Origin of the sequence: Bacillus sp. FSL M7-0558 (assembly GCF_038003245.1) — a bacterium.
GTDB lineage: Bacteria > Bacillota > Bacilli > Bacillales > Bacillaceae > Bacillus > Bacillus pumilus.
In genome coordinates this window covers 457,931-472,046 of the sequence record NZ_JBBOOU010000001.1, presented here as the reverse complement: position 1 = coordinate 472,046, position 14,116 = coordinate 457,931, and the positions used below count along the sequence as shown (strand labels likewise).

Here is a 14,116-nt window from a genome sequence, read left to right as displayed (position 1 = left end):
ATTTGTTGATGTATCCTTTCATTACCACCTCATTTTTCCACTCAAACATCCTTATGTGGCACAGATGCGTTTTGAAAATCGGCATGTTTCATGATGGATAAAATCGGTTACATGATCATTAAAAAGGAGCGTTCTCACATGCTGTCAACCATTTCGAAAACCTTTAGCAAACCAAAAGGCTGGCTCGGAAGCATTGCAGGCTTCATTATGGCAAATGAAAATAAAGCACTGAATCAGTGGGCGATCCAGCATTTAGATTTGTCAGATGGTGAAAACATTTTGGAAATCGGCTATGGACCCGGCTACAGCATCAAGCATATGCTTAAGCATTATGAAGGTCTCCATATAGATGGACTAGATGCTTCCTCGACCATGCAGGAGCAAGCACAGTCCCGCGTAAACAAACGGTCAATGGACAAACAAGTCCGGCTGTATGTAGGAAAAATCGAGAAAACACATTTGCCGGGAAAGCAGTATGACAAAGTACTGTCTGTGAACAACTTTACGATTTGGGATGATCCAAAGACTGGCCTACTCAACCTTTATCACACGTTGAAACCCGGCGGAAAACTCGTCATTGTGATGCAGCCAAGAGAAAAAGGTGCTGATGCGAGCCGGACAAAAGAGATGGGTGAAAACATATTGAATGATTTACAGTTTGCGGGGTTTGACCATTTTTCTGTTGAGTATGAGGAAATTCGTCCAACGCTTGCTGTCTGTGTCACAGCCAAAAAGCCGAGAAGCGAATAAGCTCTCGGCTTTTTTCTTACCACTTTGCCTCTTTGACAAATTGATAGAACAGCTGATGCAATTTCTGTTCAATGTCTTCCTTTAACCCATGACCATAAAGCGTCATGCTTTCCTCACTTTCAATGATGGATGAACTGATCAAACTAAACATTTCTGAACCTTCCTTGCCTAGCTCTTGCGGCGCCAGCATCATGAGCATTCGTGACATCTGCTGCTGCCCGCCGTCCATGCTTTTGACCTCGTATGCCTGATCAAGATCATAAATATGAAAGATGGGTTCCTTGATGAACGTATGCTTTAAATGAAAAAGAGCAAATTCTGTACCAGGAATCCCTAAACCACCTTGCTGTTCACGTTCTAGTAAACCACTTGCTACCTCATCCGCATGTGTGATAAATCCTTCCTCTTCAAGCTGACGAAGCAGCTGACTGATTGTTGCCTCATGCTGCGGCATCGCCTTTCTATTGTCGATGGTGAAATGGTACAAGATGCTGCGAATCACAGACATGTAATTCGTCACCCGCTCTGCAACCGCCATCATATTAACGGATTCTTGTACCGCTTCTTTGGCAGCTTCTTTCATCCTTTTTTTCTCAATCATATAAGGGATCTTTCGTTTAATATGAGCCTTCACACGCATAGCATCATCCTCGTTTAAGAGCGGACTGACCATGATGTAATCGATATGCTCATATGGGATAGGGACGGTCGAGACAATCATGTCATAGCTTGATGCATCGATTTCTTTTAGCTCCATCAAGGAAGACAGATCGAATTCGGCGATCTCTGGCAATTCTTTTTTTAACCGAGATGCGAGCATTTTAGAGGAACCGATCCCGCTTGAGCACACGACCAATGCATGAATGTTCGTTTCTTCTTTTTTGATCTCAAGCACTGAGCCAAAGTGAAGCACAATAAAGGCGATTTCATCCTCTGGAAATTCGATCTCTGGAAAGAAACGTTCGACTCCTTCTTCAATCGCCATGAAAAGTAAAAAGTAGTCCTTTTTAATTTGTTGTGTAAGTGGATTGTAGATTCTCATCTTTTCCTTTAAACGGTTCATGGCAGGTTCAAGATGAGACACGAGTCCCTCATACAATGAATCATTCTCATTTAAATGATAGCCAGTTTTATTTGAAATAAAATCAATGAGCTTCTTCGTTCTAATCGCGATATCCAGCTCGATTTCATCAATACGGTATTCTGCCCCAAAGCTGCGGTTTGCACTGCGCAGATGGATCGTCATATATCCGACCTCTGCTTCAGGGATCTCGACATTAAACATGCGTTCAAGTGCTCTTGCGATTCGCAGTGATGATTCAAATTCTTTCGTCCGCTTTAGTTCAAGCAGCTCTTCCTCTTCCATTCGAATGGTTTCGCCAAGCTGAATCCGTTCGATAGCATAGGTTAAGTGAACGACAAGCGCAATATAGGCACTATCAGATAAAGAGAGTGACAGTCGATTTTTCAAATGAAAGAGAAGTCTTTCTACCTTGAGCAGCTGCCCTCTGCTGACAACGCCAAACACTTTTTCCGTCGCTTTCGTTCGTTGCTTGATATTCATTTCAATCGTTTCTAAAAATAATTGAATATCGAGCCGGTCGACAATGAGGTTGCCGACAATCTTTCGTTTTGCTTCCTCCGGTCCTTTTAATTCAATGCCATACCCGCGTTTTCGGATCAGTTGCAAACCGTATGGCGCGATCCACTCCGTCAGTTCATCTAAGTCATAGCTGATCGTCGCATTTGTGACCTGCAAATCGGAAGCGAGTGTATATAATTTCACCGGTTCCTTTGCTTCAAGCAGCGCACATAATATTAAGAGCTTCCGTTCATCAGAGCTATATTCAATTTGATCCTCATTTGACATATGAGCAAGAAGCCGCTGTTTATCCTCCTGTTCACCGACTGCCTTCAAGCCTTTCCCCGGCTGTTTATCTAGTGAAAGATCATAATTCTTTAATATGGGTTTAATCGATTTTAGTTCTCTATGAATCGTTCTTGTACTCACCTGAACAGAATCGGCTATCTCACGAATCGTGACATAACGATTTTGCTGAATGATGTATTTGATGATCTTCTGTTCTCGTGCCGTTATGTACATGAAATGCCTCCTTCTGCAAAAATAGGTCTATTGTCGTACCCTAATATAAAACGCTTTCAACAAAAGATGCAATCTTAAGTTGATCTGACTTTGGCACATCAGCTGTGACAAAATTAAATACAACGTCTGATCATACATTTCTCCAAAATGACGGTCCATAATCCTTTTGATGAAATTGAACCTTTTGTTCATGAAAAGGCAGTGAACCCCCAGCTTTTAAAGAATACGTCGGATTGTATATTGGAGAGCCAAAGCAATAATCCATCGTTCCTTCTTCCGGACGGAAGATGACGGTTCGCATTGTTCCAAACAGCTCCTCATAATTGTGCACAGCCAGACCATCAGGATATTCTGTCTGAAACAGCTTAACAAGAGAATCACTTGTTTGTTGTTCTTTTAATGCCTCTATTAGCATGTCATATCTGACAACAGAATGATGTTTCGTCACCCCTTTTGCTGTTTGATCAGCAAGCGGATGATTTGTGGCTGCAATATAACCTTCCTCCGGTCTTCTCACCATTTTACGGCCATCAATGATTTCAATCACAGCCGCTTCTCCTTTTCGATCAGTAAGCATGAGGTGGACATTTGAGGCAACGGGCATTTCCTGAATAGAGCGAATGGCTTCCTCAACCGTTCTACAGGTTTCCAGAACAGATCGAATCACATGATACACTTGCAAGCCGGCAACTGCTGGAGGCTTTAAACCGGGTTCATTTCCAACCGGCGGACCACATGCAGAGAATGTGACAGAAAGACCATGCTCATTCATCCCATCAGATCTGCCAAACAAAAGCAGCGACGAGCCTGTATGATATGCCAAGCCCTTCACATGTGTCGTCACAAGACGCATATCATCAAATATCGGAGAGAAATCATAGTTACGCAGCATGACCGTTTGTTGACCTGTCTCCATATTTCCCTGCCTCACGCAGTGGGAACAGCCTGGCTGTAGATGAGATGAATAGAAAAAGGTCAAATAGCGCTCATCTAATTGCAGTTCATCACAAAATCCAGCAATCTCTTCTTCTAACTGAGGAAGATAAGGGCGCATCAGCTGCTTCGTTTCTTTCACAGCCTCTTTTGCAAGCGGTTCTGTTCGAATGTATTGTGTCTGTAGCCATTGCTTTTTCTTCATCCAGACAGCCTGCTGCTTTCCCACTTCATAAGCGGTTCCTTTCATTTCTTGAAAATATGCACTGATTTCCTCCATGCCTGCACACCTCTTTCGCTTTCGTTTCTTTTATCATATCGAAACCCTCCTTCATTTAAAAGGATGAAAAAAACTGCAATCCCAATGGATTACAGCTGTTTACAGGATTGTTGAAACAATGCTTTTGCCATTGCTTCATATCCTTTATGGTTCGGATGAAATTGATCAATCGATAAGTACTCATTTTCATGTCCTTCAAACGCCCGGTACACATCCACAACCTCTACATGCGGATTTGCAGCAAGCGAGCGAAGCTGATGATTGTATTGCTCAAGCCACCGCCCGGCTATAGGTATTTGCGGAAAAGGATTATATAAATTCATGAGATACACGCAATAGGGCTGCTTCTGCCCTCTTTTGATCTGAGCGATTTCTTGAATCATTTTGCTGAAATTTGCTTGGCAATGCAGCGTCGCTTGCAGCAATTTCTTTTCATCTTCACCCTTTTCATACTGCTGAATCGCTTGAACAAGGTCATTCCCACAACCTGTGATGGTGATGATGTCAGCTGCTGCAATAGCACGCCTCACATCAGATCGTTTGAACAGCTGTAAAATCTGATCTGTTGTTAACCCTGACTTTGCAAATACAGACAGCTCGACTGGCGTATGTGTCTTTTTTTCAAGCATCCACTGATACCGCTCTGCGAAGCCTCCACCAAATAAACGTGCCCCCACTCCAACTGTTAAGGAATCTCCAATCGCAACATAGGATCGTCCCACTCTTATCCCTCACTCTCTCCTGCCTTCTCTTATATATACGAAATCGGAGAACAGATGCTTGTAGCAGATGACTTAGAGGCATTCATCTTTTTTTCATGAGACGTCTTTACAAACTCTTTACTTGCGAGATCGACTGATTTTTTGTTCAATAAGAATAGGTTGAGATCATGAAATTTGCACCTGCATGCGTTCCAGAAAAATTGACAAACTTTTTATCTTGATTTCGAGACTTTATACCTTGACTTCAAACTACATTGTGATTACAATAAAAATATCAGTTTTTATGTAACTGTGCTTGTTACATCTTTTTCGTAGCATTCCACTATGATTAAAGATGCCACATATTCAGTGTATCTTTGGGATACGCTAAAAAAATCACTGAAACAGAAAGGATTGAATGAACATGGCAAAAGTTTTATACATCACTGCACATCCGCATGATGAAACAGTTTCTTACAGTATGGCTACTGCTAAAGCATTTATCGAATCTTATAAGGAAGCAAACCCAAGTGACGAGGTTGTACATATCGATTTGTACAAAGAAAACATCCCTCACATTGATGCAGATGTATTCGCTGGCTGGGGCAAGCTGCAATCAGGTGCTGGTTTCGATACACTTTCAGCTGAAGAGCAAGCGAAGGTTGCTCGCCTAAACGAATTAAGCGATCAATTCGTTTCTGCTGACAAATATGTATTTGTTTCACCACTTTGGAACTTCTCATTCCCACCAGTTCTTAAAGCATACATCGACTCTGTTGCTGTAGCTGGTAAAACATTCAAATACACGGAGCAAGGTCCTGTTGGATTATTAACAGACAAAAAAGCTCTACACATCCAAGCACGTGGCGGATACTACACTGAAGGTCCTGCTGCTGAACTTGAAGCAGGCCACCGTTACCTTGGTACAATTGCGAGCTTCTTCGGAATTCCTTCTTTCGAAGGTCTTATCGTTGAAGGTCACAATGCTGAACCTGCGAAAGCAGAGCAAATTAAAGCAGATGCAATCGAACGTGCAAAAGCTTTAGGTAAAACTTTCTAATAAACTGAACGCGAAAAGCCAATGATCTTAACGGTCATTGGCTTTTTATTTATCTAGATGAAAGCCTAATTCTCTGGAGATACCGCTCGCGGCTTTTTTGACTTGTTCAATTAAGTATGGAAGACGTTCCTTTTGATAACCCGCTTCAAACCCAGCAATGCTAATTCCTGCTGCGACTTCCCCAAGGTGATTGAATATAGGTGCTCCAACCGCAGCTGTATAGTTTTCAAGCTCCGAATAACTTAACGTATAGCCCCGCTCATTTGATTCTTCCAGTATGTTTCGAAGAACCTCTTTATCTGTAATGGTTCCGATTCCGATTTTCCCTAGCTCAATCGAATCGATATAGGCGAGTCTCTCGTTCTCTGGCAAAAAGGAGAGAATACTTCTCGCACAAGCACCCGCATATAAAGGAGAGCGCCTGCCGACGGCGGTGTAAAGACGAACAGGCTGCGTCCCTTCAATTTTATCCACGTAAATGGCTTCGTCTCCTTCACGAACGATGAGCTGTACAGCTTCTCCCACTTCATCCCGCAAGCCTTCCATAAATGGTCTTGCAATTCTCCGAATATCAAGGCGATCCGCCACAAGCTGACCGTATTCTAGAAACATCAGTCCTAACCGATAAGCACCTGAATCTTGCTTTTCTAATAACCCCATATCGGTTAAAGAGCTCGCCATGCGGTGCACAGACGTTTTCGGCATGCTGGAAAGCTCGATCATTTCATTTAACGTTAATTGGTCACGAGCGATAAACAGCCGCAAAATCTCCATTGATTTCACGACGGTTTTATTTGTATTTTGCATGGCCATCCCCTTTTCTAAACGAATGCTTCCAGCTTGATTCTAGCAGCAAGCTCCTTCAGTTCTGCTTCTTGCTTAAATAGCGCCTGCTCCGCGTCCTGATGGTCGATTCGCTTAAAATACAAATTCGCCCCGGGCATCGCTTGTGCTATGAACGGCAGATCGACCGTCGCAACTTCTCCAATCCGCGGGTATCCGCCTGTTGTTTGCCGATCTGCCAGCAGAATAATCGGCTGACCGTCAGGAGGAATTTGAATAGAACCAAAGGCAACCGCCTCTGAAATCAATTCAAGCTTTTCTTTTAAATGAACCGGCTCCCCCTTCAAGCGGCAGCCCATGCGATCTGATTGAGGCGTGACCTGGTAAGGCTGTTCAAAAAAGGTGTGTTGAGATGTTTCTTGAAAAAAAGAAAGGTGTCTCCCTGGCAGCACCCGAATCACGGGCGATTTCCGCAGCGGCAAAAAATGTGTATGACTTACAGTCCAATCGGGTGCGCTGTACGCCGACTGCTTCAGATTGCTTTTGAGTCTATCAGACAATCGATCCGCTACGATTAAAGGCTTTCCAATGGACAGGACGTCTCCTTTTTCAAGCGGACGTCCGTTCAGTCCACCGATTCCTGCTCTCACATAGGTGCTTTTGCTCTCCATCACCGGCTCTACATCGAATCCGCCTGCCACAGCAAAGTAAGCGCGGCAGCCTCTTTTACAAGGTCCAAAGGTGATTGTGCTTCCTGCTCGAATAAAAAGCGGCTTCCATAAAGGGGCTGGCTCTCCATCGATGTCGATCTCTACATCAGCGCCAGTCACTGCAATAAGCGCATCCTTGTGACATGTCAACACAGGACCCGGCCCCATTAATGTGATTTCCAGTACGGCTTCGTTTTCCTCGTTGCCTGTGAGAATGTTGGCAATTCTAAGCGAGAGCGCATCCATGCCGCCGCTCGTTAAGACGCCATACTTTTGATAGCCTTTCCGCCCTTTATCTTGAATGGTTGTGAACATTCCTGGCTTGATGACATGAATACTCAACGTTCTGCCTCCTTCATGCTGAAAAATTCCTTTTCAGACATTTGGACAAATCTGACCTCGTCCCCTGCTCTCAATAGACTCGGGACTTTCTCGTCTGGTCGAAAGAGTGGCAGCGGTGTTTGTCCAATGAGCTGCCAGCCGCCAGGTGTGGAAATGGGGTAAACGCCGGTCTGCTTTCCCGCAATGCCGACAGATCCTTTTGGAATGGACATTCTTGGTGTTTCCCTGCGCGGGGCTGCGATCTTTTCAGACAGCCCGCCTAAAAACGGAAACCCTGGGGCAAATCCAATCATATAGACAAGATACGTCCCTGCGGTGTGAATACGCACGACTTCTTCTGGTGTTAAATGATTGATCCGGGCGACTTCTTCTAAATCAGGACCCAGCTCTCCCCCGTAGCAGACCGGTATGTCGATGGTGCGGCGCTTAGCCTGAACCCCCTCCTGCCATTTCTCTTCAAGGAGTGTTTCAATATAGCTTTTCACCCATTCATAGGGGGACAAATCTTGTTGTTGAAGATGGGCAGATTGATAAACGGTATACGGCTCGTAGAAAACAGTCACGTTTGTAAAGGCTTGAACAGCTTCCACATATCCGGCAAATGGATGCTGTTCAATACAAGAAAACAGCTGCACAACACGCTCATGAATTTCTTCACATATATCTGCTCCTGCTTGAATAACAATCGCTGCATCTCCTAACGGGTGGAAGGTGATAGAATTTTTTATTGTTGAAAATGCCACTTGAGGACCCCTCTCTTTCTAAAGCACACCAAGCTGTTGATCACGTTGATCTGTGATGAACATATGCCCAGGTGCATGGGTAATCGCAATGTCTGGTTTTGTATGCATGACAATGGCTTGCGGCGTCACCCCACATGCCCAAAACACCGGGACCTCTCCTTCTTTGATCACAGATGGTTCTCCAAAGTCCGGCTGATCCACATTGTCAATTCCGATCATCGCTGGGTCACCTATATGAATGGGGCCACCATGAACTGACGGGAACCTAGACGTCACTTGTACACTTCTTGTGATCTGATGCGCCGGAATGGGTCTCATGCTGACGACCATCGGGCCATGAAATGCCCCCGCCCTTTCACAAGTGATATTCGTTTGATACATCGGAACGTTATGGCCGTTTTCAATATGGCGAACAGGGATATCATTCAGCATGAGCGCATGCTCAAACGTAAAACTGCAGCCGATGAGAAAGGCAACCATATCGTCCTCCCAATAAGCAGAGATATCTGACACCTCTTCTTGAAGAATCCCTTTTCGGTAAACACGGTATTTAGGAAAGTCCGTACGAATATCCGCTTGAGGTGCAGACCGTCTCGGCATTGGATCACCCGGCTCCAGCACATCAAGCAAGGGGCATGCAGCCGGATTGCGCTGACAAAACAACAGGAAATCAAAGGCAAGTTCCTTTTTGACGATCATTAAGTTGGCTTGAGCATATCCCTCTGCTAGGCCTGCCGTTGGCCCTGTGATTTCTTTTTTACGAATCAACTCTCTGATCTGTGAAGGCTCATATGTTTGATAGATATTCATTCGATTCAGCTCCATAGTTTTGGAATTTCATTGATGATGGTATATCCGCCCATCATTGCCATGATGACAACTACAAATGCGCCTGATACTGTCAAAAAGGATGGATGTCGATAATCCCCGACAATGTCTTTCTTATAAGCCGCTACCAGCAAGGTGCCAAGCGCGAGCGGTAAGATTAATGCATTGATTGCCCCAACTAATATCAATATGTTCACAGGTCTTCCGATCGTAATAAAACAAATGGTCGAGAGGGCAATAAAGCCGATGATAATGCCACGTTGATTTTGCTCAATTTTTGGCGAGAAGGTTTTAAAGAAGGAAACTGATGTATATGCTGCTCCAATGACGGACGTAATTGCCGCAGCCCACATAATAATGCCAAACATTTTATATCCGATATTTCCTGAAGCTAGTTGAAATACAGAGGCAGGCGGGTTAGATGGATCAATCTGCAAGCCTTTTGCGACAACTCCTAATGTAGCAAGAAAGAGTGCTACACGCATGATGGACGTAATGAGGACACCGAAAATAGAGCTTTTCGTCACTTGGGGCAATGCTTCCTTCCCCTTAATACCTGCATCCAGCAAGCGGTGTCCGCCAGCGAAGACGATATAGCCGCCTACTGTTCCGCCTACAAGTGTCACAATGGATAAAATATCAATTTTCTCTGGGACAAATGTTCTCACTGCCGCTTCTCCAACTGGCGGTGCTGTTGAAATCGCCACATACAGCATCAGACCAATCATGACAAAACCCGCTATCTGTGTGAAACGGTCCATCGCTTTTCCAGCCTCTTTGATCACAAAGATCAGAATAGCAATAGCAGCACTGACCCCTGCACCGATTCGCGGATCGACTCCGAAAATGACCTGAAAACCGAGACCAGCACCAGCGATATTTCCGATGTTAAAGGCAAGTCCCCCAATGACAATCAAAACGGCCAGGACATAGCCGAGACCCGGCAGAACCATATTTGCAATATCCTGCCCTCGTTTTTCTGACACAGCGATGATGCGCCATACATTCGTTTGCGCAAAAATATCTAACAAAATAGAGATGAGAATGACAAACCCAAAGCTAGCCGCCAGCTGCTGTGTAAAGACAGTCGTTTGTGTTAAAAATCCCGGTCCGATGGCGGACGTCGCCATTAAAAAGGCTGCGCCCATCAGCATAGACCGGTTCCCCTTTGGTGCCTTCGTGTGCTTGACTTCCTCTTTTTTCATGCTGTTTCCCCCTTGATGACGATTTTTATTGAAAGGCTTTGAGATGAATGCTCGCTTCTTTTAGCTTTGATGTAATAGTTTTGGCAAATTGGAGCGCATGGATGCCGTCTCCATGAATACAGACAGTATCCGCTTTAAGCGAAATGTCTTCCCCTTGAACGGTATGAACCTTCCCTTCTCTCACCATACGAACGACCTGCTGAACGGCCAGTTCATCGTCTTCAATGAGTGCGTGTGGTTCGCGGCGGGATGTCAGCGTCCCGTCTGATTGATAGGTCCGATCAGAAAATACTTCATGCGCCACTTGAAGACCCATTCTCTCACCTGCTATCGCAAGTTCACTGCCTGAAAGCCCGTATAATACAAGACTTGGATCGACATGATACACAGCCTTCGCAATCGATTCAGATAATTCAGTATTTTTAGCCGCCATGTTGTACAGGGCGCCGTGTGGCTTGACATGCTGCATCGTGCCGCCTTCTGCTTTGAGAAAGGCTGATAGAGCGCCAATTTGATAGACGACGAGATCATAGGCTTCCTCTGCTGAAATCGCCATTGGACGTCTGCCAAATCCGACTAAATCTTGCAGACCCGGATGCGCGCCAATTCGGACCCCTTTATCCAGTGCCATTCTGACGGTTTTTCTCATGACTGTTGGATCTCCTGCATGAAAACCACAAGCGATGTTGGCTGAGGTGACATATTCTAAAATTTGTTCATCCGAACCGATAGTATATTGACCAAAGCTTTCTCCCAAATCACAGTTGATATCTACTTGATACATAGGATCCCTCCTTGTTGTTCCGAATAACGGAACATAAAGTCCGAATATTCGAATTTATATTGATTATATCAATTTTGGATAGATTGCACATGACATTGTCAGAAAACATAACAATAGAACTAGGACATAAAAAAGCGAGAGGATATCGCCTCTCGCTTTTTCATCATGTTCTTTATTTAGACAGCACCCAATGCTGGATGGCTTTTGCTACACCGTGTTCTGTGTTAGGAGCTGTAATCCAATCAGCGGCTTCTTTTACCACTTCTTGCGCATTTCCCATCGCAATGCCTAATCCGGCTTCTTGGATCATGGCCATATCATTTAGGCTGTCGCCAAGCGACATGACATTGTCCATCGTACAGCCAATGCGTTCTGCTACCTTTGCAAGAGCTGCCGCTTTGTTAATGCCAGCTGCATTGACTTCGATATTGGTTGGACTTGAATTTGTAATCTCTAGATGACCATTTGTTTTCAGTGTATTGAGCACTTCCTCACGAACGTCATCGTCATGAATTTCAAAGCCGAATTTCAGCCATTCGTGGTCATGAATTCGTTCTGGGAATTCACCTCTCCACACCTTCTCCACAGTGGAAGCCCAGTAATCGGTTTCGTACCTATTTTTTAGATCCCACATCATTTGGACATGATCAGGATGCAATAGATCTCGTTCGATCAGCTGGAAGTTTGAATCCCAGATTTCACTTCCGTTTGCTGTCACAAGGTAAGAAGACAGCTTAAGCGGCTCAACCAGCTCTCGGCATGTCATCAGCGTCCGCCCTGTGCTAATCACCACATGGACCCCTTTTGCTTCAGCATCTTTAATGGCTTGTTTATTTTCCTCTGGAATGACATGTTCACTGTTTAACAGCGTGCCATCCATATCAATAGCAATCAATCGGATGTCTTTCTTATCAGTTTGTATGGACAAATTGAGTACCCCACTTTGTATCATTTTTTGTAACTATCTTTATTTTAATATAAAGAGGGAGATGGCACAAAGGGACGAGTTTGATCCCATAGAAAAAAGACCTTGTTACAGGTCTCTTCGCATTGGCTTAGCGTTCACATGCAATCCCGTCTTTATCACGGTCAAGTCGCTTATTTTTTTGGTAAAGTGCTTTTGACACATACGGCTTGTACTTTGTTTTGCCGCCTTTGTTTTTTGTGTTTTTGCTTTTCGCTACGCCGCCTTTATAGACTTTGTTCAGCGCTTTGCAGTTTTTGTAGGACTTGACTGTTTTTGCATCTGCAGTGTGGGTGTCGACTTGTGTAACGCTTAGTAAAAGACCTAAGGACAAGACAGCCACCATGATTTTTTTCAACATGTAGAATCCCCCTATTTTTTCTATTTTTACATTTTTATCATATGTCACCACTTTTTGTTTTTCAAGACTATCGAGCTAAATATATTGATTTTTTTGGAATAAAGCATGCTTTATATCCTATATGGTACACTGAGTGGGAAACCTTTCCGGTTTTGACACGTATATGAAGAGAGGAGTTTTTCACATGAAAATGAAATATACCATTCTATATGTAAACGATGTTGAGGCAAGTATTCATTTTTATCAACATGTACTTGGCTTTCCTATGAAACTTAGGGTTGAATCCTATGTTGAGTTTGACACGGGGGACGTGACATTATCGATTAACTCGCGTCAGGATGTCAAAGATGCACTTGGATTGCCTGTCCCTGAAGCAAATCAATCCTCGCAAACGTTTGAGATTGGATTTGTTGTGGATGATGTGGAACAAACCATTGCATCAATGAAGGAAAAAGGGGTTTCGATCATCAAAGAACCTGCAAAAAAACCATGGGGTCAAACCGTCGCTTATGTCGCTGATCCTGATGGTCATTTCATTGAAATATGTGATGCCGTCTCCTAATCCTGTTTAAAGGAGTGAACCAGTATGAGAAAAAAACATGCCTTTATCGCCGGTGTTTGCTCAATGATTGTGATTTGCAGTGCCGCTATTATTTTGCAGCACCATGAGTGGATAGGATGGGTCAGTGGTGGAATCTCTATTATCGGGATCATGATGTCTGGGCTTCTAATGGGGGCTTGGACAAGCGGAGATGAAACAAGAGCCGCCTATCATTCTGAAACGAAAGAACACCGCATGTGGCGTCTGGATACGGCCTTTCTCATGATGATCTTTGCACTTCCGCACATGGCAGTGTCGATCTTTTATTTTTTAATGTAACACTTGTTAAAAGGAGTTCGTCATATGGCTGTTTTTATTTTATTCGTTGTATTTGGCTTCCCTATTCTTTCTGTGCTGATTGGCATTTTTGGCACAATGCTTTTGAAGAATGTTTGGATGCCGACTTTGATTGTCCTGTTAGCCAGCGTCATTCTCATGTACACATACATTGGCGGGGATGAATCCTTTCTCATTTGGGTCATCATCTACACCGTCTTTACGTTGATCGCTGCATGGATGACAAAGCGGTTTCGGTTCAAGTAAAAAAGAACAGTTTGCACTGTTCTTTTTTTGATCATATATCGGCGCACCATAGCTCAATTTCAATTTTCAGCTCCGGCCATCCTAAAGCTGATACATAAGCAACCGTCATTGATGGGTAAGCTGTTTTGAAGATCGTATCCCACTGAGGATATAGATGATCCCAGTCGATTTCTTCTGTTGCCCATATATTGACCTTGATGACATGCTCTTCATTCAATCCTTCTGATTCAAGGATTTTTTTGATATTTTCAAACGTATTGGTTACCTGGTCGTTTAAACTTGATGGTACCTGTCCATCGATATCTGTTCCGACTTGACCCGATGTAACAAATAATCCCGCGCCCTTTGGTACTCTTGTGATATGACTATAGCTGCCAACGGGCTTCGGCATACTTTCTGGGTTTTTTCTTGTGATTTTTTCCAT

General features: G+C 44.0%; 17 protein-coding genes. 5 read left to right on the top strand and 12 right to left on the bottom strand.

The genetic code is table 11. From position 1 onward, the window contains the following. Positions 1-138: 138 nt before the first annotated feature. Positions 139-750: a class I SAM-dependent methyltransferase gene (locus tag MHB79_RS02265; RefSeq protein ID WP_340988836.1), complete on the top strand. Its 612-nt coding sequence runs from the start codon at positions 139-141 to the stop codon at positions 748-750. Positions 751-766: 16 nt separating this feature from the next. Here the strand turns inward: MHB79_RS02265 and MHB79_RS02260 are convergent, their stop codons facing one another. The 3 genes from MHB79_RS02260 to MHB79_RS02250 form a co-directional block, all read right to left on the bottom strand. Further along, positions 767-2,854, bottom strand: a complete 2,088-nt coding sequence (locus MHB79_RS02260) for a BglG family transcription antiterminator (RefSeq protein WP_340988834.1) — start codon at positions 2,852-2,854, stop codon at positions 767-769. A gap of 130 nt (positions 2,855-2,984) precedes the next feature. Further along, positions 2,985-4,067: a C45 family peptidase gene (locus MHB79_RS02255; protein WP_310026056.1), complete on the bottom strand. Its 1,083-nt coding sequence runs from the start codon at positions 4,065-4,067 to the stop codon at positions 2,985-2,987. Between the two features lie 89 nt (positions 4,068-4,156). Then, positions 4,157-4,789, bottom strand: coding sequence for a GDSL-type esterase/lipase family protein (locus MHB79_RS02250; protein WP_253621848.1), 633 nt, complete (start codon positions 4,787-4,789; stop codon positions 4,157-4,159). 403 nt (positions 4,790-5,192) lie between these two features. On the opposite strand from MHB79_RS02250, the gene MHB79_RS02245 reads away from it, so the two are divergent. Then, positions 5,193-5,828, top strand: coding sequence for an FMN-dependent NADH-azoreductase (locus MHB79_RS02245; RefSeq protein ID WP_003214444.1), 636 nt, complete (start codon positions 5,193-5,195; stop codon positions 5,826-5,828). A 45-nt stretch (positions 5,829-5,873) separates the two neighbouring features. Here the strand turns inward: MHB79_RS02245 and MHB79_RS02240 are convergent, their stop codons facing one another. The 8 genes from MHB79_RS02240 to MHB79_RS02205 form a co-directional block, all read right to left on the bottom strand. After that, positions 5,874-6,635 (bottom strand): IclR family transcriptional regulator, encoded by a 762-nt coding sequence (locus MHB79_RS02240; protein WP_050945516.1) that lies wholly within the window; start codon positions 6,633-6,635, stop codon positions 5,874-5,876. A gap of 14 nt (positions 6,636-6,649) precedes the next feature. After that, entirely contained in the window at positions 6,650-7,663 is a 1,014-nt protein-coding gene (locus MHB79_RS02235) for a 5-oxoprolinase subunit C family protein (protein ID WP_340988832.1), read from the bottom strand. Beyond that, positions 7,660-8,406 (bottom strand): 5-oxoprolinase subunit PxpB, encoded by a 747-nt coding sequence (pxpB, locus tag MHB79_RS02230; protein WP_212046383.1) that lies wholly within the window; start codon positions 8,404-8,406, stop codon positions 7,660-7,662. Before pxpB ends, MHB79_RS02235 begins: the two co-directional genes overlap by 4 nt. Positions 8,407-8,424: 18 nt before the next feature. Further along, positions 8,425-9,216 carry a putative hydro-lyase gene (locus MHB79_RS02225; protein ID WP_340988831.1) on the bottom strand — a complete coding sequence of 264 codons (792 nt, stop codon included), beginning with the start codon at positions 9,214-9,216 and terminating at the stop codon, positions 8,425-8,427. Between the two features lie 5 nt (positions 9,217-9,221). Beyond that, entirely contained in the window at positions 9,222-10,439 is a 1,218-nt protein-coding gene (locus MHB79_RS02220; protein ID WP_340988830.1) for an NRAMP family divalent metal transporter, read from the bottom strand. Between the two features lie 25 nt (positions 10,440-10,464). After that, positions 10,465-11,223, bottom strand: coding sequence for a LamB/YcsF family protein (locus tag MHB79_RS02215; protein WP_003214363.1), 759 nt, complete (start codon positions 11,221-11,223; stop codon positions 10,465-10,467). Positions 11,224-11,395: 172 nt separating this feature from the next. Further along, positions 11,396-12,175, bottom strand: a complete 780-nt coding sequence (locus tag MHB79_RS02210) for a Cof-type HAD-IIB family hydrolase (RefSeq protein WP_445661247.1) — start codon at positions 12,173-12,175, stop codon at positions 11,396-11,398. A 103-nt stretch (positions 12,176-12,278) separates the two neighbouring features. Continuing rightward, positions 12,279-12,548, bottom strand: a complete 270-nt coding sequence (locus tag MHB79_RS02205) for an excalibur calcium-binding domain-containing protein (protein ID WP_003214076.1) — start codon at positions 12,546-12,548, stop codon at positions 12,279-12,281. 184 nt (positions 12,549-12,732) lie between these two features. Between MHB79_RS02205 and MHB79_RS02200 the strand changes: the two genes are divergently transcribed. Genes MHB79_RS02200 through MHB79_RS02190 form a run of 3 tightly spaced genes read left to right on the top strand, consistent with a single transcriptional unit; the run spans position 12,733 to position 13,692 of the window. Continuing rightward, positions 12,733-13,110 (top strand): VOC family protein, encoded by a 378-nt coding sequence (locus MHB79_RS02200; RefSeq protein ID WP_003214168.1) that lies wholly within the window; start codon positions 12,733-12,735, stop codon positions 13,108-13,110. A gap of 24 nt (positions 13,111-13,134) precedes the next feature. After that, positions 13,135-13,428, top strand: a complete 294-nt coding sequence (locus MHB79_RS02195; protein ID WP_137055614.1) for a DUF5316 domain-containing protein — start codon at positions 13,135-13,137, stop codon at positions 13,426-13,428. Positions 13,429-13,452: 24 nt separating this feature from the next. Continuing rightward, positions 13,453-13,692 (top strand): DUF2651 family protein, encoded by a 240-nt coding sequence (locus tag MHB79_RS02190; RefSeq protein WP_003214096.1) that lies wholly within the window; start codon positions 13,453-13,455, stop codon positions 13,690-13,692. A gap of 31 nt (positions 13,693-13,723) precedes the next feature. Here MHB79_RS02190 and MHB79_RS02185 read toward each other — a convergent pair whose 3' ends face one another. Then, complete coding sequence (locus MHB79_RS02185; RefSeq protein WP_034664057.1) at positions 13,724-14,116, bottom strand: RidA family protein; 393 nt, start codon at positions 14,114-14,116, stop codon at positions 13,724-13,726.